The sequence below is a fragment of the Streptomyces spororaveus genome (assembly GCF_016755875.1).
In the GTDB taxonomy this organism is placed as follows: domain Bacteria; phylum Actinomycetota; class Actinomycetes; order Streptomycetales; family Streptomycetaceae; genus Streptomyces; species Streptomyces spororaveus.
The window spans coordinates 6,630,449-6,655,129 of the sequence record NZ_BNED01000005.1 but is presented as its reverse complement, the minus strand read 5'-3'; the positions used below and the strand labels follow the sequence as shown (position 1 = coordinate 6,655,129).

The 24,681-nt window shown below is 68.7% G+C and carries 20 protein-coding genes; 7 read left to right on the top strand and 13 right to left on the bottom strand.

Annotation, left to right across the window (positions count from 1 at the left end; all coding sequences use genetic code 11):
- The first annotated feature begins 90 nt into the window (after positions 1-90).
- Positions 91-1,086 carry a LacI family DNA-binding transcriptional regulator gene (locus Sspor_RS32570; protein ID WP_202202291.1) on the top strand — a complete coding sequence of 332 codons (996 nt, stop codon included), beginning with the start codon at positions 91-93 and terminating at the stop codon, positions 1,084-1,086.
- Between the two features lie 105 nt (positions 1,087-1,191).
- On the opposite strand, the gene prcA is transcribed toward Sspor_RS32570, so the two are convergent.
- From prcA to arc, 6 genes are all read right to left on the bottom strand, one after another.
- Positions 1,192-1,956, bottom strand: a complete 765-nt coding sequence (gene prcA, locus Sspor_RS32565; RefSeq protein WP_030016342.1) for a proteasome subunit alpha — start codon at positions 1,954-1,956, stop codon at positions 1,192-1,194.
- 46 nt (positions 1,957-2,002) lie between these two features.
- On the bottom strand, positions 2,003-2,842 hold the full coding sequence (gene prcB / locus Sspor_RS32560; RefSeq protein ID WP_030016344.1) for a proteasome subunit beta: 840 nt from the start codon (positions 2,840-2,842) through the stop codon (positions 2,003-2,005).
- Positions 2,794-3,027 carry an endonuclease VII domain-containing protein gene (locus tag Sspor_RS41350; protein ID WP_308445560.1) on the bottom strand — a complete coding sequence of 78 codons (234 nt, stop codon included), beginning with the start codon at positions 3,025-3,027 and terminating at the stop codon, positions 2,794-2,796. The genes prcB and Sspor_RS41350 overlap by 49 nt, the downstream gene beginning before the upstream one ends.
- Before the next feature lie 396 nt (positions 3,028-3,423).
- On the bottom strand, positions 3,424-3,636 hold the full coding sequence (locus Sspor_RS32550) for a ubiquitin-like protein Pup (protein ID WP_030016348.1): 213 nt from the start codon (positions 3,634-3,636) through the stop codon (positions 3,424-3,426).
- A gap of 172 nt (positions 3,637-3,808) precedes the next feature.
- Positions 3,809-5,320, bottom strand: a complete 1,512-nt coding sequence (gene dop / locus Sspor_RS32545) for a depupylase/deamidase Dop (RefSeq protein ID WP_202202290.1) — start codon at positions 5,318-5,320, stop codon at positions 3,809-3,811.
- A gap of 266 nt (positions 5,321-5,586) precedes the next feature.
- Entirely contained in the window at positions 5,587-7,353 is a 1,767-nt protein-coding gene (gene arc / locus Sspor_RS32540) for a proteasome ATPase (RefSeq protein ID WP_202202289.1), read from the bottom strand.
- A gap of 264 nt (positions 7,354-7,617) precedes the next feature.
- Between arc and Sspor_RS32535 the strand changes: the two genes are divergently transcribed.
- Positions 7,618-7,938, top strand: a complete 321-nt coding sequence (locus tag Sspor_RS32535; protein ID WP_202204015.1) for a ferredoxin — start codon at positions 7,618-7,620, stop codon at positions 7,936-7,938.
- A gap of 4 nt (positions 7,939-7,942) precedes the next feature.
- On the opposite strand, the gene Sspor_RS32530 is transcribed toward Sspor_RS32535, so the two are convergent.
- The 3 genes from Sspor_RS32530 to Sspor_RS32520 form a co-directional block, all read right to left on the bottom strand.
- Positions 7,943-8,554 (bottom strand): hypothetical protein, encoded by a 612-nt coding sequence (locus Sspor_RS32530; protein WP_202202288.1) that lies wholly within the window; start codon positions 8,552-8,554, stop codon positions 7,943-7,945.
- A gap of 178 nt (positions 8,555-8,732) precedes the next feature.
- On the bottom strand, positions 8,733-9,629 hold the full coding sequence (locus tag Sspor_RS32525) for a tRNA (adenine-N1)-methyltransferase (protein ID WP_202202287.1): 897 nt from the start codon (positions 9,627-9,629) through the stop codon (positions 8,733-8,735).
- 18 nt (positions 9,630-9,647) lie between these two features.
- Entirely contained in the window at positions 9,648-10,781 is a 1,134-nt protein-coding gene (locus Sspor_RS32520) for a site-2 protease family protein (protein WP_202204014.1), read from the bottom strand.
- 221 nt (positions 10,782-11,002) lie between these two features.
- Between Sspor_RS32520 and Sspor_RS32515 the strand changes: the two genes are divergently transcribed.
- A complete protein-coding gene (locus Sspor_RS32515; RefSeq protein WP_202202286.1) occupies positions 11,003-11,896 on the top strand; it encodes a RecB family exonuclease in 894 nt (297 codons plus the stop codon).
- Positions 11,897-11,960: 64 nt separating this feature from the next.
- On the top strand, positions 11,961-12,632 hold the full coding sequence (locus tag Sspor_RS32510; protein ID WP_202202285.1) for a response regulator: 672 nt from the start codon (positions 11,961-11,963) through the stop codon (positions 12,630-12,632).
- Between the two features lie 97 nt (positions 12,633-12,729).
- Here the strand turns inward: Sspor_RS32510 and Sspor_RS32505 are convergent, their stop codons facing one another.
- The 4 genes from Sspor_RS32505 to metH form a co-directional block, all read right to left on the bottom strand.
- Entirely contained in the window at positions 12,730-14,313 is a 1,584-nt protein-coding gene (locus Sspor_RS32505) for an ABC transporter substrate-binding protein (protein ID WP_202202284.1), read from the bottom strand.
- Positions 14,314-14,384: 71 nt separating this feature from the next.
- The gene (locus tag Sspor_RS32500) at positions 14,385-15,989 is read right to left on the bottom strand and encodes an ABC transporter substrate-binding protein (RefSeq protein WP_202202283.1); all 1,605 of its coding nucleotides are present in this window, start codon (positions 15,987-15,989) and stop codon (positions 14,385-14,387) included.
- A 593-nt stretch (positions 15,990-16,582) separates the two neighbouring features.
- On the bottom strand, positions 16,583-17,284 hold the full coding sequence (locus tag Sspor_RS32495) for an HAD family hydrolase (RefSeq protein ID WP_202202282.1): 702 nt from the start codon (positions 17,282-17,284) through the stop codon (positions 16,583-16,585).
- Positions 17,285-17,396: 112 nt separating this feature from the next.
- Positions 17,397-20,909, bottom strand: a complete 3,513-nt coding sequence (gene metH, locus Sspor_RS32490; protein ID WP_202202281.1) for a methionine synthase — start codon at positions 20,907-20,909, stop codon at positions 17,397-17,399.
- A gap of 279 nt (positions 20,910-21,188) precedes the next feature.
- On the opposite strand from metH, the gene Sspor_RS32485 reads away from it, so the two are divergent.
- The 3 genes from Sspor_RS32485 to glpK all read left to right on the top strand — a co-directional run bounded on the left by Sspor_RS32485 (position 21,189) and on the right by glpK (position 24,660).
- The gene (locus Sspor_RS32485; protein ID WP_202202280.1) at positions 21,189-21,956 is read left to right on the top strand and encodes an IclR family transcriptional regulator; all 768 of its coding nucleotides are present in this window, start codon (positions 21,189-21,191) and stop codon (positions 21,954-21,956) included.
- 313 nt (positions 21,957-22,269) lie between these two features.
- Positions 22,270-23,052 carry an MIP/aquaporin family protein gene (locus Sspor_RS32480; protein WP_202202279.1) on the top strand — a complete coding sequence of 261 codons (783 nt, stop codon included), beginning with the start codon at positions 22,270-22,272 and terminating at the stop codon, positions 23,050-23,052.
- A gap of 81 nt (positions 23,053-23,133) precedes the next feature.
- Entirely contained in the window at positions 23,134-24,660 is a 1,527-nt protein-coding gene (gene glpK, locus Sspor_RS32475; RefSeq protein ID WP_202202278.1) for a glycerol kinase GlpK, read from the top strand.
- The last annotated feature ends 21 nt before the right edge of the window (positions 24,661-24,681 follow it).

The window sequence follows — 24,681 nt, the reverse complement described above, 5'->3', positions numbered from 1 at the left end:
GTGACTCGTCATACGTACCATGGCCGCAGTCCACCGGTCCACTCCACGGACCCCGCCACACCCCCCGACCTGCCGCTTCAGGAGCCCCCTGTGACGAGACCCACCAGCCGCGACGTGGCCACCGCCGCCGGGGTCTCCCAGGCCACCGTCTCCCTCGTCCTCGCCGACAAATGGCCCGGCCGCGTCTCCGAACGCACCGCCACCCACGTCCGCGAAACCGCCACCCGCCTCGGCTACCGCCCCAACCTCGCCGCCCGCAACCTCCGCCTCGGCACCACCCGCACCGCCCTCCTCGTCGTCCCCGCCCTCACCAACGAATTCTTCGCCCGCGTCTACACCGGCGCCGCCCGCGTCGCCGCCGAACACGGCTTCGGCGTCGTCCTCTACCCCTCCCCCGACGGCACCGGCCCCGCCCGCGACCCCTTCGCCTCCGCCCGCGCCGCCCTCGACGGAGTCATCGCCTCCTCCATGGCCGCCGACGCCCTCGACGCCATCGGCGGCGCCACCCTCCCCCTCGTCATGCTCGACAGCGACCCCGCCGCCACCACCGCCGCCCACGTCAACCTCGACATGGCCGACGGCATGCGCCAGATCACCGAACACCTCCTGCCCCTCGGCCACCGCCGCTTCCTCCACCTCGCCTCCGCCGTCGACTCCTGGACCTTCGACACCCGCGCCGAAGCCCTGCGCGCCCTCCTGGGCCCCCACGCCGAGCTGCGCACCGTACGGGCCCCCCTCACCGTCGACGGCGCCCGTACGGCCATGGAAACCGCCCTGGCGACCCCCCGGGACCGGCCCACCGCCGTCGTCTGCGACGACGACATCCTCGCCGCCGGCGCCTGCAAGGCCGCCCGCCGCCTCGGCCTGCGCGTCCCCGAGGACCTCTCCGTCACCGGCTTCGACGACCTCGCCCTCGCCACCGCCGTCGAACCCGAACTCACCACCGTCCACCTCCCCGCCGAACGCGTCGGCGAACAGGGCATGACCGCCCTCCTCACCGTCCTCGACGGCACCACCTGGACCGCCCCCGACATCCCCGTCCACCTCGTCGTCCGCGACTCCACGGGCCCGGCCCCGACGCCGTAGCCCCAACCGCAGCCGCAACCGCAACCGGCCGGACACGACGAAGCCCCGGCCCGCCGAAACGGCGAACCGGGGCTCCCACTGCACTGCGCCAACGCGCCCGCGCGGCTACTCGGCGTCGTCCTCCGGCGCCTCGTCGTTCGACACGGCATCGGCCTGCACCGCCGCCGTCACGTCCGCCTCCAGCAGCCGCGACAGCTGCCGGCCCCGGATCCGCTTGAACTTGCGCTGCTGCGCCCGCGTACGGTCCAGCACCGCGACCTCCAGCCGCTCCGCCGGAATCGTCTTGTCCGCGCCGTTGGCCTGGCTGGACAGCGCCTGCACCGCCAGCTTCAACGCCTCCGACAGAGTCATCCCGTCCTGGTGACGCTGATCCAGGAAGGTACTGATCTGCTCGGCATTGCCACCGACCGCGACCGAACCGTGCTCGTCCACGATCGACCCGTCGTGCGGCAGCCGGTAGATCTGGTCACCCGCGGCCGTCGCACCGACCTCCGCGACCACCAGCTCCACCTCGTACGGCTTCTCACCCGCCGAGGAGAAGATGGTGCCGAGCGTCTGCGCGTAGACGTTCGCCAGCCCACGGGCCGTCACATCGTCACGGTCGTAGGTGTATCCACGCAGATCCGCGTACCGCACACCACCGATCCGAAGGTTCTCGTACTCGTTGTACTTGCCGGCGGCCGCGAAGCCGATCCGGTCATAGATCTCGCTGAACTTGTGCAGCGCACGCGACGGATTCTCGCCGACGAACACGATGCCGTCGGCGTACTGCAGCACGACCAGGCTGCGACCGCGGGCGATGCCCTTGCGGGCGTATTCCGCCCGGTCGGCCATGGCCTGCTGGGGTGACACATAGAACGGAGTCGACACCGGCTGTCCGTCCCTTTCTTCTGGGCTCCTACGGGGCGACGGATGGTCAGAGCAGGGCGGCGCGCGGGCCGTCGGGCTGCTCCAGCCGACGGTTGGTGACCGTACGGGCGAGCTCCTGCGACTCGTCGTCGGTCAGCCTGCGGAACCCCTCGTCCGTGATGACGGTGACGATCGGGTAGATGTGGCGGTACAGGTCCGGCCCACCGGTCGCCGAGTCGTCGTCGGCGGCGTCGTACAGCGCCTGGACGACCAGCGTGGTGGCCTGCTCCTCCGTCAGATCGGGGCGGAAGAGCTTCTTCATGGAGCCCCGGGCGAAGATCGAACCGGAACCGGTGGCGGCGTAGCCGTGCTCCTCGGAGCGGCCGCCGGTCACGTCGTAGGAGAAGATCCGGCCCTTCTCCTTGGCCTCGTCGTACCCCGCGAACAGCGGCACGACGGCCAGGCCCTGCATGGCCATCCCCAGATTGCTCCGGATCATGGTGGAGAGCCGGTTGGCCTTGCCCTCCAGGGACAGGGTCGTCCCCTCCACCTTCTCGAAGTGCTCCAGCTCCAGCTGGAACAGCTTCACCATCTCCACGGCCAGGCCGGCCGTACCGGCGATACCGACGGCGGAGTACTCGTCGGCGGGGAACACCTTCTCGATGTCCCGCTGCGCGATCATGTTCCCCATGGTCGCCCGCCGGTCACCGGCGAGGACCACCCCGCCGGGGAAGGTGGCGGCGACGATGGTCGTCCCGTGCGGCGCCTCGATCACGCCTTCCGGCAGCTTGCGGTTGCCGGGCAGCATCTCGGGCGAGTGCGCGCCCAGGAAGTCCATGAAGGACGACGACCCCGGCGTCAGGAAGGCTGCCGGTAGACGCCCTGTGCTACGAGTGTTGGGTTCCACAGGTTTCCTTCCACGTAAGCGGCTGCACGCCTCATGACGTCCGGCCGATCCTTGAACTGCCCCAGGGCTGCGTTACAGCTGAAGCACAGTACGCCTCGGACCTTACCCGTCCGATGATCGTGATCCACATGTTCTGCCGGGCCTGCTCTGCAGATCACGCAGACACCACCTTGAGCCGCGATCATCTCGTCCCGCTGAGCCTCGGTGATGCCGTACTTGCGCTTGAAGTAACTCGCTCTGTTGCGTTGCGTCCGGCACGAACGGCAGTAACTGGACCATCCGTCCGAGGTGGTCTTGTTCGGCTCCCATTCGGAATGCGGCTTGACCTCCTAGCACTGAGGACACCGTTTATGGCCGGACGGTACGGCCACCTTCACCCGCACCGTCCGCCCTTTCGCCTCTTGGCGCGCCTTGTAGTACTCCGCCCAGCACGTGCGGCAGTACGCCTGTAAGCCGTCGGCCGTAGAACGGTTGCTCGCGTATTCCACCCGCGGCCTGTCCTGCCTGCATCGCGAACACCGCTTCGCACCCTCGGACAACTACCCCTCGCCCCCCACCTTCGATTCGAAGGTCAAATGGCCTTACTGGCCACCTTTCTGAACGAAGGATCGCACGAAGTCCTCGGCGTTCTCCTCGAGTACATCGTCAATCTCGTCAAGTACGGAGTCGACGTCGTCGGAGAGCTTTTCCTGGCGCTCCTTGAGGTCGGTCGATTCCTCGACCGCCGCCTCCTCGACCTCTTCGGTCGAGCGCGTCGCCTTCTGCTGTCCGCCGCCGGTGTCCTTGGTCGCCATGTCTACCTCACCCCGCTCGGTTCGCACGCTCATGTCGAGAGACCCCGGGATTCGGGATCTCTCAAGATCAGACCCTACGCCGGACCCTATAGGGAGGGTCCGCCATTCGTCCCCGTACTTTCACAGTCCGGTTCTCTTCATGATTCCCGGACCGAAGGCCTTTCAGCCGCGTTCACTGCCCCGAAAGCACCCGGACCAGGTCCTCCGCCGTGCGACAGCGGTCCAGGAGCTCCTTGACGTGGTTGCGGGTCCCCCGCAGGGGTTCCAGCGTCGGGACCCGCTGGAGCGAGTCCCGGCCGGGGAGATCGAAGATCACCGAGTCCCAGGACGCCGCGGCCACGTCGTCCGCGTACTGCTCCAGGCAGCGGCCGCGGAAGTACGCCCGGGTGTCCTCCGGAGGCTTGCTCTGAGCCCGCTCCACCGCCGGCTCTTCCACCAGGCGCTTCATCTTGCCGCGGGCCACCAGGCGGTTGTACAGGCCCTTCTCGGGCCGTACGTCCGAGTACTGGAGGTCCACCAGGTGCAGCCGTGCCGCGTCCCAGTTCAGTCCGTCCCGGCGCCGGTAGCCCTCCAGGATCTCCCGCTTGGCGATCCAGTCGAGCTCCCCCGACAGGCTCATCGGGTCGCTCTCCAGCCGGCCCAGCACGTCCTCCCAGCGGACCAGCACGTCCTTGGTCTGCTCGTCCGCGTCGGATCCGAAACGTTCGTCCACGTACTTCCGGGCCAGCTCGAAGTACTCCATCTGGAGTTGCACCGCGGTCAGTGTCCGGCCGCTGCGCAGCGTGATCAGGTGTTGCAGGTCCGGGTCGTGGGAGACCTGGTGCAGGGTGCGTACGGGCTGGTCGACGGCCAGGTCGACGTTGATGAACCCGTCTTCGATCATGGACAGGACAAGCGCTGTCGTGCCGAGTTTGAGGTAGGTGGAGATCTCGGAGAGGTTGGCGTCTCCGATGATCACGTGGAGCCGGCGGTACTTCTCGGCGTCGGAGTGCGGCTCGTCGCGGGTGTTGATGATGGGGCGCTTGAGGGTGGTCTCCAGGCCGACCTCGACCTCGAAGTAGTCCGCGCGCTGGCTGATCTGGAAGCCGTGTTCGCGGCCGTCCTGGCCGATGCCCACGCGTCCCGCGCCGGTCACGACCTGTCGCGAGACGAAGAAGGGGGTCAGGTGGCGCACGATCTCCGAGAAGGGGGTTTCCCGCTTCATCAGGTAGTTCTCGTGCGTGCCGTAGGAGGCGCCCTTGTTGTCGGTGTTGTTCTTGTAGAGGTGGATCGGCTGGGCGCCGGGGAGCTGGGCGGCGCGTACGGCCGCCTCGGCCATGATCCGTTCGCCGGCCTTGTCCCAGAGGACGGCGTCGAGCGGGTTGGTGATCTCGGGTGAGCTGTATTCGGGGTGTGCGTGGTCGACGTAGAGCCGTGCGCCGTTCGTGAGGATGACGTTGGCGAGGCCGATGTCCTCGTCGGTCAGCTGGCTGTTGTCGGCGGCCTCGCGGGCGAGGTCGAAGCCGCGGGCGTCCCGCAGCGGATTCTCCTCCTCGAAGTCCCAGCGGGCGCGTCGCGCCCGGTGCATCGCCGCCGCGTAGGCGTTGACGATCTGGGACGAGGTGAGCATGGCATTGGCGTTCGGGTGCCCCGGGACGGAGATCCCGTACTCCGTCTCGATCCCCATTACTCGCCGTACGGTCATGCGGCCCTCCTTGCCCGGCGGCGCTCCCCTTTCGGGAGCGGCGCTCAAGTACCGCTGGTGCTCCGGTGCGTGTGCCTGTGCGGTGCCCGTCCCCGCACTGCGCGTCCGGCGGTACGGAAGAGCCTAGAACCACTGCGCGCTCGTGGGGAGATCATTTCCGTCATTGGATCCGCCTGGTCACCGGCTGAAAAGCGGCCGGTATAGCGGTGGGGTAAAGCAGTCGGCTGCGGATGCCCGGGGTGGGCATCCGCAGCCGCCCCGCTTTGTCAGAGGTACTGACCGGTGTTCGCCACCGTGTCGATGGAGCGTCCGGTGTCCGCGCCTTGCTTTCCGGTGACGAGCGTGCGGATGAATACGATCCGCTCGCCCTTCTTTCCGGAGATGCGGGCCCAGTCGTCCGGGTTGGTGGTGTTGGGCAGGTCCTCGTTCTCCTTGAACTCGTCCACGCAGGCCTGGAGCAGGTGGGAGACCCGCAGGCCCTTCTGGTTGTGTTCGAGGAAGGCCTTGATCGCCATCTTCTTGGCCCGGTCGACGATGTTCTGGATCATCGCGCCGGAGTTGAAGTCCTTGAAGTAGAGGACTTCCTTGTCGCCGTTGGCGTACGTGACCTCGAGGAAGCGGTTCTCCTCGGTTTCGGCGTACATCTGCTCGACGACGGTCTGGATCATGCTGTGGACGGTGCCGTCCTTGGAGTCCTGGTGTTCGGACAGGTCGTCCGTGTGCAGGGGCAGCGAGGCCTTGAGGTACTTGGCGAAGATGTCCTTCGCGGCCTCGGCGTCCGGGCGCTCGATCTTGATCTTCACGTCGAGGCGTCCGGGGCGCAGGATGGCGGGGTCGATCATGTCCTCGCGGTTGGAGGCGCCGATGACGATGACGTTCTCCAGGCCTTCCACGCCGTCGATCTCGGCGAGCAGCTGGGGGACGATGGTGTTCTCCACGTCCGAGCTGACTCCGGATCCGCGGGTGCGGAAGAGGGATTCCATCTCGTCGAAGAAGACGATGACGGGGGTGCCCTCGCTCGCCTTCTCGCGGGCACGCTGGAAGACGAGGCGGATGTGCCGCTCGGTCTCGCCGACGTACTTGTTGAGGAGTTCGGGGCCCTTGATGTTCAGGAAGTAGGACTTTCCTGCGGGCTGGCCGGTCACCTCGGCGACCTTCTTGGCAAGGGAGTTGGCGACGGCCTTGGCGATGAGCGTCTTGCCGCAGCCGGGCGGGCCGTAGAGCAGGATGCCCTTCGGGGGCCGCAGTTCGTGTTCCTTGAAGAGGTCGGGGTAGAGGTACGGGAGCTCGACGGCGTCGCGGATCAGCTCGATCTGGTCGCCCAGGCCGCCGATCTTGTCGTAGTCGATATCGGGGACCTCTTCGAGGACGAGTTCCTCGACCTCGCTCTTGGGGACGACCTCGTAGACGTAGCCGGAGCGGGGTTCGAGCAGGAGGGCGTCGCCGGGGCGGATGGTGATGTCCAGGAGCGGCTCGGCGAGCCTCACCACCCTCTCCTCGTCGGTGTGCCCGACGACCAGGGCGCGCTCGCCGTCCTCGAGGATCTCCTTGAGGGTGACGATGTCCCCGGCCCGCTCGAATTCCATGGCCTCGACCACGTTGAGGGCCTCGTTGAGCATGACCTCCTGGCCGCGCCGGAGGTCTTCCGGGTCGACGCTGGGGCTGACGTTCACGCGGAGCTTTCGGCCTCCGGTGAAGATGTCGACGGTGCCGTCCTCGTTCGCCTGCAGGAAGACACCGAAACCGGCCGGCGGCTGTGCGAGCCGGTCGACTTCTTCCTTGAGGGCCACGATCTGGTCTCGGGCCTCACGGAGGGTATTCGCGAGTCGTTCGTTCTGTGCGGATACGCCGGCCAGATTTGTCTGGAGCTCGACGATCCGCTCTTCGAGAATCCTCGTGTGTCGCGGAGAGTCGGCGAGCTTTCGTCGCAGGACGGCGATTTCCTGCTCGAGATAGGCAACCTGGCCGGCGGGGTCCTCGGACCCTCGCGCGGGCCGGATGCCGCGGTTGATGTCGTCGTCGTGGGCTGCCACGGTCCTCACCTCCTCCAAGGGGAGCTGGACGCTTCCTGACCCTACCTGGGCTGGTGGTGATTGAAACCCCTAGATCACAAAGACGGTAGAGGTGTGTCCGATCTTCACCCTTGCGTACTCCCTCACGCCAAGGAAATACCCACCCATCAAACTCGGGAAGCAGCCGGTTGTAAGGTCGAACTGTTCAACACCCGTCAGGGCTCGCGCGACTTGCTGCGGGTCGTGACCGGGATGGATCACTCAGCGCAGGGAACGGCAGGAGATATGACCGTGCAGCAGGAGGCTCCGACGGGCGGCGGCGGCGATGCCGGCGAGCCGCTTGAGGTCTGGATCGATCAGGACCTGTGCACCGGGGACGGCATCTGCGTGCAGTACGCGCCTGAGGTGTTCGAGCTGGACATCGATGGTCTGGCGTATGTGAAGAGCCCGGAGGACGAGCTGCTGCAGGACGCGGGGGCTACCACTCCGGTTCCGCTGACGCTGCTCCAGGACGTGGTCGACTCGGCGAAGGAATGTCCGGGGGACTGCATTCACGTAAGGCGCGTTTCGGACAGGGTGGAAGTCTTCGGTCCCGACGCCGAGTGACGTTTCAAACACTCCCGGCGGCCGAGTCCGTCAGCTCCTGGCGGAATTTTCCGTCGCGCCAGCGCCACTTGGCGAGCTGTTTCGTGTCGGGGCTGTAGCGGGGTACGTCGGGTGAGGAGTAGCCGACGAGGGTGGCCGTGACGAGGCCGTCGCGCACGGTGAGATCGGTGACGGTCTGTCGTCTCGCGGTGTCGAGCAGGGTGGCGACCACGCGGGGGCGGGCGGCTTCGGTGCGGTCCTGGGTGAGTACGTAGAGGGCGTGGGGCGGGGTGCCGGAGCCGGCGTCGCAGCGGACGGCGGCCACGGTCTCGGGGCGGCCGTCGCCGTCGAGGTCGCCCTGGGCGCCGGCGGTGACCGTCTGGGGGGCGCCCTTGCAGTCGAGGGGGTAGGTGGCCCCGGCCGGGTCGGGTGCGGTGGCCTGGGGGCCCTTCGCGGGGGGTTCTCCGGCGCTGGCGGTGGTGCCGGTGGCCGGGGTGCCGGTGGCGGGCTGTACGAGTCCTGCGGCGGCTATGACGGCGGCCATGGCGGTGGCCGTGGCGAGCCAGTGGACGGGCCTGGTGCGGCTGTGCTCCAGGGTGTGCGGGAGCGGGGCCGTCTCGGCGTGGCTGTGCGGCACGCGGGGTGTCTCCTGTGCGAAGGGTGACGAGGAGCCAGCATCGTGCCACACCTCACAGGGTGGCGGTACGGCTGGGTCCGGGGCTGGTGCACGGGACAACGAAAAGGCGCTGTGGCGCAGTTCCCGGGTGGTTCGGGGAACTGCGCCACAGCGCCTTCGTGTTGGGTCTGCGGGGCCGTTACGCGGAGCGGTCGCTGCCGGGGCCGTCGTAGTCCTCGCCGTAGGCGCCCTTGGCGGGGCGGCGGCGGCGCATCGGGGGCTCGACGCCGTCCGCGAGGCGGCGGGCGGTGACGAGGAAGCCGGTGTGGCCGATCATCCGGTGGTCCGGGCGGACGGCGAGGCCTTCCACGTGCCAGTTGCGGATCATCGATTCCCAGGGCTGCGGCTCGGCGAAGCAGCCGATCTCGCGGATGGACTCGACGGTCTTGGACAGCTGGGTGGTGGTGGCCACGTAGCAGCAGAGGATGCCGCCGGGGACCAGGGCCTTCTTGACCGCCTCGAGGCACTCCCAGGGGGCGAGCATGTCGAGGATGACGCGGTCGACGTCGGTCTCGTCCAGGTTGTCCTGGAGGTCGCCGACGGTCAGCTTCCACGCCGGGTGGGGTCCGCCGAAGTAGCGTTCGACGTTGGCGGTGGCGATCTCGGCGAAGTCCGCGCGGCGCTCGTAGCTGTGGAGCATGCCCTGGTCGCCGATGGCGCGCAGCAGGAAGCTGCTCAGGGAGCCGGAGCCCACTCCCGCTTCCACGACGCGTGCGCCGGGGAAGATGTCGGCGAAGGCCAGGATCTGGCCCGCGTCCTTGGGGTAGACCACGGCGGCGCCGCGGGGCATGGACAGGACATAGTCGGGGAGCAGGGGTCGCAGCGCGAGGTATGCGACGTTGCCCGTGGTGCGGACAACGCTGCCTTCGGGAGCACCGATCAGCTCGTCGTGCGGGAAGGAACCCTTGTGGGTGTGGAAATTCTTCCCTGCTTCGAGCGTGAACGTGTAGTGGCGGCCCTTGGGGTCGGTGAGCTGTACCTGGTCCCCGACCTCGAAGGGCCCGCGTCGGCGGGCGGCACCGGTCGGTTCGGACATGTGACCAGTGTATTGGCTTCAGGACTGGGGCCGTGCCATGGCCTTCACGAAGGCCTTTTCGACGTCGAGGGTGGACAGGACGCCGTAGATGGTGCCGGCGGCTTCGAGGACGAGGTACTCGGTGGCGGGGGTGGCGCGGAGGTGGTCGAGGAGTTCTTCTCCGGTGAGGTCTGCTGAAACCTTCATGCCGTCGGTGAGGTCCTGGGCGAGGGTGCTGACGGCGACCCAGGGGCGGCGGTGTTCGGGGACGGACGCGATGGCGGTCTCGCGGACGATGGCGGTGGGGTCGCCTTGTCCGTCGACGACGACGAGGGCGCGGGCGCCGGCTTCGTTGGCGCGGCGGAGGGCTTCGGAGAGGGGGGTGGCGTTCTCGACGGGGATGGCGCGCCGGGTGAGGGTGCGGGCGCGGAGTTCGGGGAGGTGTTCGCGCAGGCGGGCCATGCGGAGGCTGTTGCCGGCGCCGGTCCAGATGATGCCGGCGAGGATGGCGGCGAGGAGGGCGTCCATGACGGTGTTCATGCCGCCGATTTCCTCGGTGCGGTTGCCGAGTACTCCGGTGTGGGTGAGGAGGGGGAGGCCGAGGAGGACGGCGATGGCGAGGCCGCGGCCGACCCAGGCGGCGGCGACGGTGCCGGCCATCGGTTTGCCGGTGATGCCCCAGATGACGGCGCGGAGCATGCGGCCGCCGTCGAGGGGGAGGCCGGGGAGCAGGTTGAAGGCGGCGACGAGGAGGTTGGAGATCATCAGGCCGGCGAGGAGGACGCCGGGGACGGTGGCCGGGTCGACGGCTTTCATGCCGAGGTAGAAGGCTCCGGTGAGGAGGAGCGAGAGCAGGGGGCCGACGAAGGCGAGGACGAATTCGCGGCCGGGTGTCTCGGATTCCTTCTCGATCTCGGAGACTCCGCCGAAGAACTGGAGCTGGATGCGGCGCACGGGGAGCTTGAAGCGCAGGGCGGCGACGGTGTGCGCGAGTTCGTGGACCAGGACGGAGGCGTAGAAGGCCACGGCGAAGAAGAGGGAGACGAGGTAGCGGACGGGTCCGAGGTCGGGCAGGACCCGGTCGAGCTGGTCGCCGAAGACCCAGGTGATGAGTGCGGCGACGAGGAACCAGCTGGGCGAGACGTAGACGGGTACGCCGAAGGGGCGGCCCATGAGGAGTCCGCCGCCCGGTCCGGAGCGGCGGCCTGCGCGCTCGCCGGTTTCGTCGGTGTCTGCCACGGCTGTCCTTCGTTCGTTGCTGGTGTTTCCAGTGTGTTCTGTTCGTGTGCGCGATGGTGCGGTTGCGGGTTGTGATGCTCCGATCATGCAGTGCGAGGGGGCTTGTCGTCGATGGTATGCGCGTGCTGTCGGCGGTGGGTCGTAGGGTTTTGTCCATGACGACGAGCCCCGGTGCTGTGCCTGGCGCAGCCGATGCCGATGCGCGGGGCGCTGTGGCGCCCTCCTCGCTCTCCCCTTCGCGGGCGAGCGATTTCATGCAGTGCCCGCTGCTGTACCGGTTCCGGGTGATCGACAGGCTGCCGGAGAAGCCGAGTGCGGCGGCGACGCGGGGGACGCTGGTGCACGCGGTGCTGGAGCGGCTCTTCGATCATCCGGCGGCGGAGCGGACGGCGCCGCGGGCGAAGGCGCTGCTTCCGGGGCAGTGGGACCGGTTGCTGGAGGCGAAGCCGGAGCTGACGGAGCTGTTTCCGGAGGGTGACGAGGGGGCGGGGCTGGCGCGGTGGCTGACGGAGGCCGAGGCGCTGGTCGAGCGGTGGTTCACGCTGGAGGACCCGACGCGGCTGGAGCCGGTGGAGCGGGAGTTCTTCGTGGAGACGGAGCTGGAGTCGGGGCTGCGTCTGCGGGGGATCATCGACCGGGTGGACGTGGCGCCGACGGGTGAGGTGCGGATCGTCGACTACAAGACGGGGAAGGCGCCGCGGCCGGAGTACGCCGAGGGTGCGCTGTTCCAGATGAAGTTCTACGCGCTGGTGGTGTGGCGGCTGAAGCAGGTGGTGCCGCGGCGGCTGCAGCTGGTGTACCTGGGCAGTGGGGACGTGTTGACGTACGACCCGGTGGTCGCGGATCTGGAGCGGGTGGAGCGCAAGCTGCTCGCGTTGTGGGAGGCGATCCGGGAGGCGACGGAGACGGGTGAGTGGCGGCCGCGGCCGACGAAGCTGTGCGGTTGGTGTGATCATCGGGCGGTGTGTCCGGAGTTCGGCGGTACTCCCCCGCCGTATCCGCTGGTGGTGATCCCGCGGCCGGGGGCGGAGCTCCCGGCGGAGTCCTGATCTTGCCGTCAGGGCAGAATGGTCGGGCCCGCCGTAGCCGTCCGACGAATACGAGGTAGACCCCGTGGCGATCCGCGTCCTTCTGGTCGACGACCAGCCGCTGCTGCGCACCGGTTTCCGGATGATTCTGGAGGCGGAGGAGGATCTGGCGGTGGTCGGTGAGGCCGGGGACGGTCTGCAGGCGCTGGACCAGGTGCGGGCGCTGCAGCCCGATGTGGTGCTGATGGACATCCGGATGCCGCGGATGGACGGGGTGGAGGCGACCCGGCAGATCACCGGTCCGGAGCGGGACGGGCCGGCGAAGGTGCTGGTGCTGACGACGTTCGATCTGGACGAGTACGTGGTGGAGGCGCTGCGGGCGGGGGCGAGCGGGTTCTTGTTGAAGGACGCGCCGGCGGTCGAGCTGGTGCAGGCGATCCGGGTGGTCGCGGCGGGTGAGGCGATGCTGGCTCCGAGCATCACGCGGCGGCTGCTGGACAAGTACGCGGTGCATCTGCCGTCGGGTGAGGAGAGCCTGCCGAACACGCTGGGGACGTTGACCGAGCGTGAGGTCGAGGTGCTGAAGCTGGTGTCCCGGGGGCTGTCGAATGCCGAGATCGCGGCGGATCTGTTCGTGAGCGAGACGACGGTCAAGACGCATGTGGGGCACGTGCTGACGAAGCTGGGGCTGCGGGACCGGGTCCAGGCGGCGGTGTACGCGTACGAGAGCGGTCTGGTCCGTCCCGGGGCCCAGTGAGGCGGCGCGGGTACGCGAAAGGGGGCCTGCGCGTGTGCGCGGGCCCCCTTTGGCGTGGTGCCGGGCCCGCCGTGGGGCGGGCCCGGCTCCGGTGGCATCAGCCCTTGCTGATCTCCCAGAAGCGGAAGACGGTCGAGGCGTCGAGGGACCACTGCAGGCCGGAGACGTTCTGGCGGGTGACGGCGTACTGCTTGCCCTGCCAGAGCGGGATGAGCGGGAGCTCGTCGGCGACGATGTCCTGGAGGCGGTTGTAGTCCGTGTTGGCCGCGGTGCGGTCGGACTTCGCGGAGGTCGACGGGATGATGGTCCCGGTGATCTCCTTGTTGTCGTAGTTGTTGTTCAGGACGTTGTCCGGGCCGAAGAACGGCTGCGTGAAGTTGTCGGCGTCCGGGTAGTCGGGCACCCAGCCCTTGACGTACACGCCGTACTTGCCGGCCTGGATGTCCTTCTCGTACTGCTCGTACTCGACGGACTTGACGTCGGCGTCGAAGAGGCCGCTGTCGTTGAGCTGCTTGGCGATGACCTCGAACTGCTGGTCCGTGGAGGGGCCGTAGCGGGACGGGGTGGAGTACAGGGTCAGCTTGACCTTGCCGTTGATGCCGCCGGCCTTGAGGACGGCCTTGGCCTTGTCGAGCTGGGGGCTGCCGCCGTAGCGGTCGAAGAACGGGGTCGTGTGGCCGGCGATGCCGGTGGGCACGATGGAGTAGAGCGCGGTGGCGGTGCCCGCGTACACGTCGCGGACGAGGGCTTCGCGGTCGATGAGGTAGGCGATGGCCTTGCGCACGGGGAGCTTGCCGACGACGGGGTCGTTGACGTTGAACACCATGTGCTCGACCTCGGCGCCGGTGCCCTGGACGACGTCGACCTTGTTGTCGCCGGTCTTGCTGGAGGCGAGGGCGGCGATGTCCTTGGCGGCGAGGCCGCGGAACGCGAAGTCGACGTCGCCGCTCTCCAGGACGGTCTTGAGGCCGGCCTGGTCGCCGTTGAAGAACTTCAGCGTGACGCCGGTGTTCTTGGCCTTGGCCTTGCCGCTGTAGGACTCGTTGACGGAGAAGGAGGCGCTCTTCTCGCCGTAGGAGTCGAGCTTGTAGACGCCCGAGCCGACGGCCTTGTTGTCGGTGCGCAGCTTGTCGGCCGGGTACTCGGAGTGGTCGACGATGGAGCCGGCGCCCGAGGCGATCTTGCTGGGGAAGGTGGCGTCGGAGGTCTTGAGCTTGAAGACGACGGTCTTGTCGTCGGGGGCGTCGATGCTCGCGATGGAGGCGAGCATGACGGCCGGACCGTTCGCGTCGTTGATCTTCAGGGTGCGCTCGAAGGAGAACTTGACGTCCTTCGAGGTGAGGCTGTGGCCGTTGCTGAACTTCAGGCCGTCGCGCAGGGTGCACTTGTAGAGCTTGCTGTCGCCGCCCTCGAAGCCGCAGGACTGGGCGGCGTCGGGCTCGGGGGTGGTGCCGCCCTTGGGGAAGCTCAGCAGCGACTGGAAGACGTTGTTGAACAGCAGCCAGGAGCCCGGGTCGTAGCCGGACGCCGGGTCGGTGGACTTCACCTTGTCGGATATGCCCATGACCACGCCCTTGCCGCTGCCGGCATTGGAGCCATCGGTCGAACCGCAACCGCTGAGCAGCGCGGCGGCGGTGGCTGCGCCGAGCGGGGCCACCAGCCACTGGTTACGTCGATTCACGCGAACGTCCTTCACAGTCGAACTGTTTCGTTGGTCCGGCCCGCGACTTCCGCTGCCGGTCGTTGCCTTGCTCAGCCGCTTACGCCGCGGCCGAGCTCCCACAGCTGGAGGTCGGAGATGGCGTTGACCGACCACTCCACTCCGGTGATCCCGTCGCGTGCGGCGACGTACTGCTTGCCCTGCCACAGGGGCAGGACGGGCACGTCCTCGGCGACGATGTCCTGCATCTCCGTGATCGCGGGGACGGCGACGGTCCGGTCGACCGCCCGCCGGGATTCGGGGATGAGCCTGGTGCGCACCGCGCTGTTGGCGTACGGCGTGCCCAGGAAGTTGTCCTGCTCCAGGAACGGGGCGAGGAAGTTGTCGGCGTCCGGGTAGTCGGGGAACCAGCCGAGCCCGTAGGCGGCGTGGTCGCCCTTCTTCTGGGCGGGGCGGAAGTCCGCCCACTCGCTGCCCTGGACGGTGATGTCGAAGAGGCCGGTGGAGTTCAGCTGGGCCTTGAGGGCCTCGAACTCGGCGGCCGTGCCGTCGCCGTAGTGGTCGCTGGTGTAGTTCAGGGTCAGCTTGACCGGGGTCTTGATCCCGGCGTCCTTCAGCAGGGCGGCGGCCTTGGGCGTGTTGGCGTCGCCGTACTTGTTGTAGAAGGAGTTGACGTGGCCGGTCACGGTGGTGGGGACCAGCGAGTAGAGCGGCTGGGCGGCCTTGCCGTAGACCTTGGTGATGAGCTGGCCGCGGTCGACGGCGGCGGCGAGGGCCTGGCGTACGGCCTTGTCCTTGACGACCGGGGCGTCGGTGTTGAAGCCGATGTAGCGGATCTCCAGGCCGGGCATCGGGACCAGCTTGACGCCCTTGGGCGGCTGGGCGCTGAACTCGGTGATCTGGGCGGGCGACAGGGTGCGGGAGACCATGTGGATCTTCCCGTCGGTGAGTGCCTTGCCCATGGCCGGGGAGTCGGCGAAGGTGCGCAGTTCGACCTTGTCGTTCTGCAGCTTGATGTCGCCCTTGTAGTGCGGATTCTTGGTGAAGACGGCGCGGACCAGCCGGTTGCCCTTGACCTCTGCCTTCATCGTGTACGGGCCGGAGCCGTCCACGGCGAAGCCCTCGCGGAGCTTCTTGGCGTCGTAGTTCTTCTCGCTGACGATGCCGGCGGCGGGGGTGGAGAGCTTGAACGGGAAGGTCGCGTCCGGGGTCTTCAGGTGGAAGACGACGGTGTCGGTGCCGTTGACCTCGACGTTGTCGAGGGTGGAGAGCAGCGAGGAGGGGCCGTTCTCGTCCTTGATGGCGCGGACGCGGTCGATGGAGAACTTGACGTCCTTGGCGGTGAGGGGCTCACCGTCGGCGAACTTCAGACCGGGGCGCAGGGTGCAGCGGTAGCTCTCGTTGCCGGCGTCGGTGAAGCGGCAGGCGGAGGCCGCTTCGGGGACGGGCTGGCCGCCGCCGCGCGGGGTGTGCATCAGGGTCTGGACGGTCTGGCGCAGGATGTTCCAGGCGCCGGCGTCGTAGGCGTAGGCCGGGTCGAAGGGGGCGGGAGCGTAGTCGGCGGCCTCGAACCGATCGGTGGTTCCAACGACGATCGCTCCGGATCCTGCTCCTCCGCCGCTCGCGCTGCCGCAGGCGGCCAGCGCGGGGGTGAGCAGTCCGGCCGCGGCCGTCAGCACCATGGTCTTGCGGTTCATGCTGGAAGTACTCCCTGTAACCGGCACTTGTTCAAAGCGGCGTAGAGGGCACTTCGCGGCGGTCGCCCGTTCAGGGCGGAACGATCGGGCCGGTGTAGTGACGATCGGTCCACGCGGTCCCGGCACAGGGGTGTGCGCCGGGGACGGCTGAGGGTGCGGCGTAGTGCCCACATCGACATTAGTGGTCCGGGACGGGACGGCTGGAACTGACCGGACTTGGGGCGTAATCGCACCGTGATCGGAGCGAACTGCCTGTTCACGCGCAGGGTCGCGCAGATTCGGTCAGGGGCTGATCAATGTGGACACATTGGAAGCCGTGGAGCCCCCGGGGTAGGCCCGTGGGGGGTGCGGAGGGTGACCAAGGTCACCCTCCGCAACGGCCCTGGGGAGGGTGGAATTTCAGCCTCCGGGGCCCGACACGGAAGATCCTTCCGTCAGGGCGCGGTCGGACGGCGTTCCGTTCGGCACGGAGCGTGCTCGGAGCGTTTCGGTGCGTGGCAATGCATACCGATGTGAGTCAGTGCATGCCGATGTGTCCGCTTGGGTGGGGTGCAGTGGGGTGCGGGCCCGACCGGAAGGCGGGGTCGTCACTCTCAGTTCATCGGGGCGATGAGCGAACGCAGGAACGCCAGATCCACGTCCTCCAGCGAGCGGACGACCGTACGTCCCGGGGCGGGTTCGATCACGCCGACCGAGGGGATGGCCACGACCCGGCAGCCGGCCGCCTCGGCGGCCGCCACGCCGGTGCGGGTGTCCTCGATGACCGCGCACCGCGAGGGGTGCGCGCCCAGCGAGCGCGCGGCGAACAGGTACGGGTCGGGGTGCGGCTTGGTACGGGCCACCTCGTCACCGGCGACCGTCATCGTGAAGCGGTCGCGGCCGAGCGTGAGCAGGACCTGGTCGATGACCCGGCGGTGGGAGGCGGAGACGAGGGCGGTGGGCACGTTGTGCCGGGCCAGCTCGGTGAGCAGGCGCTCGGCACCGGGCATCAGCGGCACCCGGTCGGCGATGCGGGCCTCGAAGCGCTCGTTGAGCAGGACGCTCAGCTCGGCGAGCCCGATGGCGGCGCCGGTCGACTCGATCAGGAAGGCGGCGCTGCGGCTCATCGGACCGCCGACGACCACGTCCCGCCACGCGTCCTCCAGCCGGTGCCCGAGCTCCTGGAAGATCTCCGCCTCGATCTCCCACCAGAAGCCCTCGGTGTCCACCAGGGTGCCGTCCATGTCGAGCAGCACCGCCTGCAGGGCAGAACCGTCGGCCGTACGGGCGACGGGGGCGGGAACGGTGCTCGTCATGCGCATGCCTCTCAGAAGGGACGAGAAGGCCGGTCACCTCTTCCGGGGGCATACGAACCCTCGGAACAGGCGACCGGCCTGTATGGGACCGACAAGTGTACGTCGGCGGAGCTCAGCGTGCGTTGAAATACTTCGCTTCGGGGTGGTGAATCACGATCGCGTCGGTGGACTGCTCCGGGTGCAGCTGGAACTCCTCCGACAGGTGGACGCCGATGCGCTCCGGCTGCAGCAGGTCCGCGATCTTCGCGCGGTCCTCCAGGTCGGGGCAGGCTCCGTAGCCGAGGGAGAAGCGGGCGCCCCGGTACTTGAGGTCGAACATGTCCTCGACCTGCGCCGGGTCCTCGCCGCCGAATCCGAGCTCGGCGCGGACGCGGGCGTGCCAGTACTCGGCCATGGCCTCGGCGAGCTGGACCGAGAGGCCGTGCAGCTCCAGGTACTCGCGGTAGGAGTCCGACTCGAACAGCTTGGCCGTCGCCTCGCCGATCTTCGAGCCCACGGTGACCACCTGCAGGCCGACGACGTCGGTCTCGCCGGACTCCTCGGGACGGAAGAAGTCGGCGAGGCACAGGCGCCGGCCGCGGCGCTGGCGCGGGAAGGTGAAGCGGGTGCGTTCGTTGCCCTGCTCGTCCAGGATGATCAGGTCCTCGCCCTTGGAGACACAGGGGAAGTACCCGTAGACGACCGCGGCTTCGAGCAGGTTCTCGGTGTGCAGCTTGTCCAGGAGGCCGCGCAGGCGCGGACGGCCCTCGCTCTCGACGAGCTCCTCGTACGTGGCGCCGCCCGCGCGGGCCTGCTTGAGGCCCCACTGGCCCTTGAAGAGGGCGCCCTCGTCGAGCCAGGAGGCGTAGTCCTTGAGCGGGATGCCCTTGACGACGCGGGTGCCCCAGAACGGCGGGGTGGGGACCGGGTTGTCGACGGCCACGTCCGAGCGGCCGCCGGGCTCCTCCGCCTCCTCCACCGCGATGGCCGGCGTGTCGCGCTTGGCGACCCGGCGCTGCTTGAGCTCGGGCAGGGAGGCACCGGGGACACCGCGCTTGACGGCGATGAGGGCGTCCATCAGGCGCAGGCCCTCGAAGGCGTCGCGGGCGTAGCGGACCTCGCCCTCGTAGATCTCGTGGAGGTCCTGTTCGACGTAAGCGCGGGTGAGGGCGGCGCCGCCGAGGATCACCGGGTAGTCGGCGGCCAGCTTGCGCTGGTTCAGCTCCTCCAGGTTCTCCTTCATGATCACGGTCGACTTCACGAGGAGGCCGGACATGCCGATGACGTCGGCCTTGTGCTCCTGCGCGGCTTCGAGGATCGCGGAGACGGGCTGCTTGATGCCGATGTTGACGACGTTGTAGCCGTTGTTGGTGAGGATGATGTCGACGAGGTTCTTGCCGATGTCGTGGACGTCGCCGCGGACGGTGGCGAGCACGATCGTGCCCTTGCCCTCGTCGTCCGTCTTCTCCATGTGCGGTTCGAGGTAGGCGACGGCCGTCTTCATGACCTCGGCGGACTGGAGGACGAAGGGGAGCTGCATCTGGCCGGAGCCGAAGAGCTCGCCGACGACCTTCATGCCCTCCAGGAGGGTGTCGTTGACGATGTCGAGGGCCGGGCGGGTCTGCAGGGCCTCGTCGAGGTCGGTCTCCAGGCCGTTCTTCTCGCCGTCGATGATGCGGCGCTGCAGCCGCTCGTCCAGCGGCAGGGCGAGGAGTTCCTCGGCGCGGCCGGCCTTGAGCGACTTGGTGTTGACGCCCTCGAAGAGGGCCATCAGCTTCTGCAGCGGGTCGTAGTCGCCCTCGCGGCGGTCGTAGATGAGGTCGAGGGCGGTGGTGACCTGCTCCTCGTCGAAGCGGGCGATCGGGAGGATCTTGGAGGCGTGGACGATGGCGGAGTCCAGGCCGGCCTTGACGCACTCGTCGAGGAAGACCGAGTTCAGCAGGACGCGGGCGGCCGGGTTGAGGCCGAAGGAGATGTTGGACAGGCCGAGGGTGGTCTGGACGTCCGGGTGGAGCCGCTTGAGTTCGCGGATCGCCTCGATCGTGGCGATGCCGTCCTTACGGGACTCCTCCTGTCCGGTGCAGATCGTGAAGGTCAGGGTGTCGATGAGGATGTCCGACTCGCGGATCCCCCAGTTGCCCGTCAGGTCGTCGATGAGCCGTTCGGCGATGGCGACCTTGTGCTCGACGGTGCGGGCCTGGCCCTCCTCGTCGATGGTCAGCGCGATGAGCGCGGCGCCGTGCTCCTGGGCCAGACGGGTGACCTTGGCGAAGCGGGACTCGGGGCCGTCGCCGTCCTCGTAGTTCACGGAGTTGATGACCGCGCGGCCGCCGAGCTTCTCCAGGCCCGCCCGGATGACGGGGACCTCGGTGGAGTCCAGGACGATCGGCAGGGTGGAGGCGGTGGCGAAGCGGCCGGCGAGCTCCTCCATGTCGGCGACGCCGTCGCGGCCCACGTAGTCGACGCAGAGGTCGAGCATGTGCGCGCCCTCGCGGATCTGGTCGCGGGCCATCTCCACGCAGTCGTCCCAGCGAGCCTCCAGCATGGCCTCGCGGAACTTCTTGGAGCCGTTGGCGTTGGTGCGCTCGCCGATCGCCATGTACGAGGTGTCCTGGCGGAAGGGCACGGTCTGGTAGAGCGAGGCGGCGCCGGGCTCGGGCTGGGGGCTGCGCTCGGTGACCGCCGTGCCGCGGACCCGCTCGACGACCTGGCGCAGGTGCTCGGGGGTCGTGCCGCAGCAGCCGCCGACCAGGGAGAGCCCGTACTCGCGGACGAAGGTCTCCTGGGCGTCGGCCAGCTCGGGGGCGCTGAGCGGGTAGTGCGCGCCCTGCTTGGTCAGGACGGGCAGGCCGGCGTTGGGCATGCAGGAGAGCGGGATGCGGGCGTTGCGCGCGAGGTAGCGCAGGTGCTCGCTCATCTCGGCGGGGCCGGTGGCGCAGTTCAGGCCGATCATGTCGATGCCGAGGGGCTCCAGCGCGGTCAGGGCCGCGCCGATCTCGGAGCCGAGGAGCATCGTGCCGGTGGTCTCGACGGTGACGGAGCAGATCAGCGGGACGGTGACGCCGAGTGCCTCCATGGCCCGGCGGGCGCCGATGATGGAGGACTTCGTCTGCAGGAGGTCCTGGGTGGTCTCGACGAGCAGCGCGTCGGCGCCGCCGGAGAGCAGGCCCTCGGCGTTGACCTGGTAGGCGTCGCGGATCTGGGCGTAGGTGATGTGGCCGAGCGTGGGCAGCTTGGTGCCGGGGCCCATGGAGCCGAGGACCCAGCGCTGCTGTCCGGTGGAGGCGGTGAACTCGTCGGCGACCTCGCGGGCGATGCGGGCGCCGGCCTCCGACAGCTCGAAGTTGCGGTCGGCGATGTCGTACTCGGCGAGGGCCGCGTAGTTCGTGCCGAAGGTGTTGGTCTCGACGCAGTCCACGCCCACCGAGAAGTACGCCTCGTGGACGGAGCGCACGATGTCGGGGCGGGTGATGTTGAGGACCTCGTTGCAGCCTTCGAGCTGCTGGAAGTCCTCCATGGTGGGGTCCTGCGCCTGGAGCATCGTTCCCATGGCTCCGTCGGCGACGACCACGCGGGTCGCGAGCGCCTCCCGGAGGGCATCGGCCCGGGTCTGGGTGTCAGCGGGCGGGTTGGGCAACGAAGCCATGGTTGTGCTCCCTGGGATGCGACGGCTGTCGGCTTTGCACCCCCTCTGTGTCAAGGGTGCACGCGGCCAGGGTAACCGCGAGGCAGCCGCCCCGGTGTGGGTGTCCCACGTGGCGGACTGCATTCTGTGGCGGGGACTTTCCGGGGCGGGTGTCCCGGGCGTGGTACGGCGAACAGCTGTCCGACGGTGCGCGAGGTCGGCATCGACCGATACTGTTCAGCATTGTCGAACCGCGTCAAGATGGTCAGTAAATACCGAAGGTCTGCAGGAGGCTGCACGATGGCACGGAACATCCAGTCGCTCGAACGAGCCGCTGCGATGCTGCGACTCCTGGCCGGCGGCGAGCGCCGGCTGGGACTCTCGGACGTGGCGTCCTCGCTGGGCCTGGCCAAGGGCACGGCCCACGGCATCCTGCGCACCCTGCAGGCCGAGGGCTTCGTGGAGCAGGACCCGGCCTCCGGCCGGTACCAGCTGGGCGCGGAGCTGCTGCGCCTGGGCAACAGCTACCTCGACGTGCACGAGCTGCGCGCCCGCGCCCTGGTGTGGACGGACGACCTGGCCCGGGCGAGCGGCGAGAGCGTCTACGTGGGCGTGCTGCACCAGAGCGGGGTGCTCATCATGCACCACGTGTTCCGGCCGGACGACAGCCGTCAGGTGCTGGAGGTCGGGGCCATGCAGCCGCTGCACTCCACCGCGCTGGGCAAGGTGCTGTCGGCCTACGACCCCGTGGCGCACACCCAGGCGCACGAGGTCGAGCGCGAGGCGTTCACCCCCCGCACGGTCACGGACGGCACCGGCTTCGAGGAGATCCTGAGCCTGACCCGGGCCCGCGGCTGGGCCTCCGACGTCGAGGAGACCTGGGAGGGCGTCGCCTCGGTGGCGGCGCCGATCCACGACCGGCGCCGGATGCCGGTGGGCGCGGTGGCGGTCGCGGGTGCCGTGGAACGGGTCTGCGGCGAGTCCGGAGAACCCCGTGCGGCCCTCGTGGCGTCGGTGCGGGACTGTGCGCGTGCGGTTTCACGCGATCTCGGCGCAGGCCGGTTCTGAGCTTCCTTTAACAGGTCCTGGCCACACCCTGGCCCCTTTATGCCTGTTTTTCGCCACATCCCGGCCTTGAGATGGCTGGTTTTGGTTGATCGCACCTATGGGTAACGATCCGACACTTTGGCCTGGCCGACCCTTGACGCGTTCTTCACTTGGGCGGAAAACTGCCGTTCATCGGTCGGCATTGTCGAACACCTACCGGCAATACGCGCTAGGATGCGACAAGGCCACGGACCGGTGCAGCACTCACCGAGTGCGCGGAACCACCGGAGGGACCCGGTGTCCGCCCACCCCTGGACGTACAAAGGAGTCGCGGGTGTCCAGCTCCGACATCTTCATCGGCGAGACCATCGGTACCGCCCTGCTCACACTGCTCGGCGGTGGCGTCTGCGCCGCAGTGACTCTCAAGAGCTCCAAGGCCCGCAACGCGGGCTGGCTCGCGATCACGTTCGGCTGGGGTTTCGCCGTACTGATCGCCGCCTACGTCTCCGCGCCGCTCTCCGGTGCGCACCTCAACCCGGCGGTCACGGTCGGCATCGCCGTCAAGACCGGCGAGTGGGGTGACACCCCGGTCTACTTCGCGGGCCAGCTGCTGGGCGCGATGATCGGCGCGGTCCTGATGTGGATCACCTACTACGGGCAGTTCCGCGTCCACCTGGCCGACCCGGAGCACATCCGCGACGCCAAGCTCGGTCCCGAGGACCCGCACCCGCACGATGTGGCCGGTCCGGTGCTCGGCATCTTCTCCACGGGCCCCGAGATCCGTAACGTCGTACAGAACCTGGCGACCGAGATCATCGGTACCGCGGTCCTGATCCTGGCGATCCTGACCCAGGGCCTCCAGGACGGCGGCAAGGGCCTCGGTGTCATCGGCGTCCTGATCACCTCGTTCGTGGTCGTCGGCATCGGTCTCTCGCTCGGTGGCCCGACCGGCTACGCCATCAACCCGGTGCGCGACCTCGGTCCGCGTATCGTGCACGCCCTGCTGCCGCTGCCCAACAAGGGCGGCTCCGACTGGGGTTACTCCTGGATCCCGGTGGTCGGCCCGCTCGTCGGTGCCGCGCTCGCCGGCGGTCTCTACAACATCGCGTTCGCCTGATCAGCAGTACCGGCAAGATCGTAAGATCCGCACCGCCCTCCTGATTCCGCCTACTCACCAGACCTGCCAGGAGCAGCCAACATGACCACCAGCACCGGCCCCTTCATCGCCGCGATCGACCAGGGCACCACCTCCTCCCGCTGCATCGTCTTCGACCGCGACGGCCGCATCGTCGCCGTCGACCAGAAGGAGCACGAGCAGATCTTCCCGAAGCCGGGCTGGGTCGAGCACGACGCCACCGAGATCTGGACCAACGTCCAGGAGGTCGTCGCCGGCGCCATCGCCAAGGCCGAGATCACCGCCGCCGACGTCAAGGCGATCGGCATCACCAACCAGCGCGAGACCACCCTGCTGTGGGACCGCCACACCGGCGAGCCCGTCCACAACGCGCTGGTCTGGCAGGACACCCGCACCGACGCCCTGTGCAAGGAGCTCGGCCGCAACGTCGGCCAGGACCGCTTCCGCCGCGAGACCGGCCTGCCGCTGGCGAGCTACTTCGCCGGCCCGAAGGTCCGCTGGCTGCTCGACAACGTCGAGGGCCTGCGCGAGCGCGCCGAGGCCGGCGACATCCTCTTCGGCACCATGGACTCGTGGGTCATCTGGAACCTCACGGGCGGCGCCCAGGGCGGCGCGCACGTCACCGACGTCACCAACGCCTCGCGCACCATGCTCATGAACCTGCACACCCTCGCCTGGGACGAGAAGATCGCGGAGTCGATGGGCGTCCCGCTCAACGTGCTCCCCGAGATCAAGTCCTCCGCCGAGGTCTACGGCCACGTCAAGGACGGCGTCCTCGCCGGTGTCCCGGTCGCCTCGGCGCTCGGTGACCAGCAGGCCGCCCTCTTCGGCCAGACCTGTTTCGCCGAGGGCGAGGCGAAGTCCACCTACGGCACCGGAACGTTCATGCTGATGAACACCGGCGACAAGATCATCAACTCCTACAGCGGCCTGCTGACCACGGTCGGCTACCAGATCGGCGACCAGAAGCCGGTCTACGCCCTGGAGGGCTCCATCGCCGTCACCGGCTCGCTCGTCCAGTGGATGCGCGACCAGATGGGCCTGATCAAGTCCGCGGCCGAGATCGAGACGCTGGCCTCCTCGGTCGAGGACAACGGCGGCGCCTACTTCGTGCCGGCCTTCTCCGGCCTGTTCGCCCCGTACTGGCGCTCCGACGCCCGCGGTGTGATCGCCGGCCTCACCCGGTACGTCACCAAGGCGCACATCGCCCGTGCCGTCCTGGAGGCCACCGCCTGGCAGACCCGCGAGATCACCGACGCCATGACCAAGGACTCGGGCGTCGAGCTCGCCGCCCTCAAGGTCGACGGCGGCATGACCTCCAACAACCTGCTGATGCAGACGCTCTCGGACTTCCTGGACGCCCCCGTGGTGCGCCCGATGGTCGCCGAGACCACCTGCCTCGGCGCCGCCTACGCCGCCGGCCTGGCCGTCGGCTTCTGGCCCGACACCGACGCCCTGCGCGCCAACTGGCGCCGCGCGGCGGAGTGGACCCCGCGGATGCCCGCCGAGCAGCGGGACCGCGAGTACAAGAGCTGGCTCAAGGCCGTGGAGCGTTCCATGGGCTGGGTCGACGACGAAGACGCCAGCTGACCGCACTCAGCTGAGTCAATC

Excerpts from the sequence above, each read along its gene's own strand:
- Sspor_RS41350 (WP_308445560.1), bottom strand. The coding sequence starts at position 3,027 with ATGATCGCGGCTCAAGGTGGTGTCTGCGTGATCTGCAGAGCAGGCCCG.
- Sspor_RS32550 (WP_030016348.1), bottom strand. The coding sequence starts at position 3,636 with ATGGCGACCAAGGACACCGGCGGCGGACAGCAGAAGGCGACGCGCTCG.
- dop (WP_202202290.1), bottom strand. The coding sequence starts at position 5,320 with ATGACCGTACGGCGAGTAATGGGGATCGAGACGGAGTACGGGATCTCC.
- Sspor_RS32535 (WP_202204015.1), top strand. The coding sequence starts at position 7,618 with ATGACCGTGCAGCAGGAGGCTCCGACGGGCGGCGGCGGCGATGCCGGC.
- Sspor_RS32525 (WP_202202287.1), bottom strand. The coding sequence starts at position 9,629 with ATGTCCGAACCGACCGGTGCCGCCCGCCGACGCGGGCCCTTCGAGGTC.
- Sspor_RS32520 (WP_202204014.1), bottom strand. The coding sequence starts at position 10,781 with ATGGGCCGCCCCTTCGGCGTACCCGTCTACGTCTCGCCCAGCTGGTTC.
- Sspor_RS32515 (WP_202202286.1), top strand. The coding sequence starts at position 11,003 with ATGACGACGAGCCCCGGTGCTGTGCCTGGCGCAGCCGATGCCGATGCG.
- Sspor_RS32500 (WP_202202283.1), bottom strand. The coding sequence starts at position 15,989 with ATGAACCGCAAGACCATGGTGCTGACGGCCGCGGCCGGACTGCTCACC.
- Sspor_RS32495 (WP_202202282.1), bottom strand. The coding sequence starts at position 17,284 with ATGACGAGCACCGTTCCCGCCCCCGTCGCCCGTACGGCCGACGGTTCT.
- metH (WP_202202281.1), bottom strand. The coding sequence starts at position 20,909 with ATGGCTTCGTTGCCCAACCCGCCCGCTGACACCCAGACCCGGGCCGAT.
- Sspor_RS32485 (WP_202202280.1), top strand. The coding sequence starts at position 21,189 with ATGGCACGGAACATCCAGTCGCTCGAACGAGCCGCTGCGATGCTGCGA.
- glpK (WP_202202278.1), top strand. The coding sequence starts at position 23,134 with ATGACCACCAGCACCGGCCCCTTCATCGCCGCGATCGACCAGGGCACC.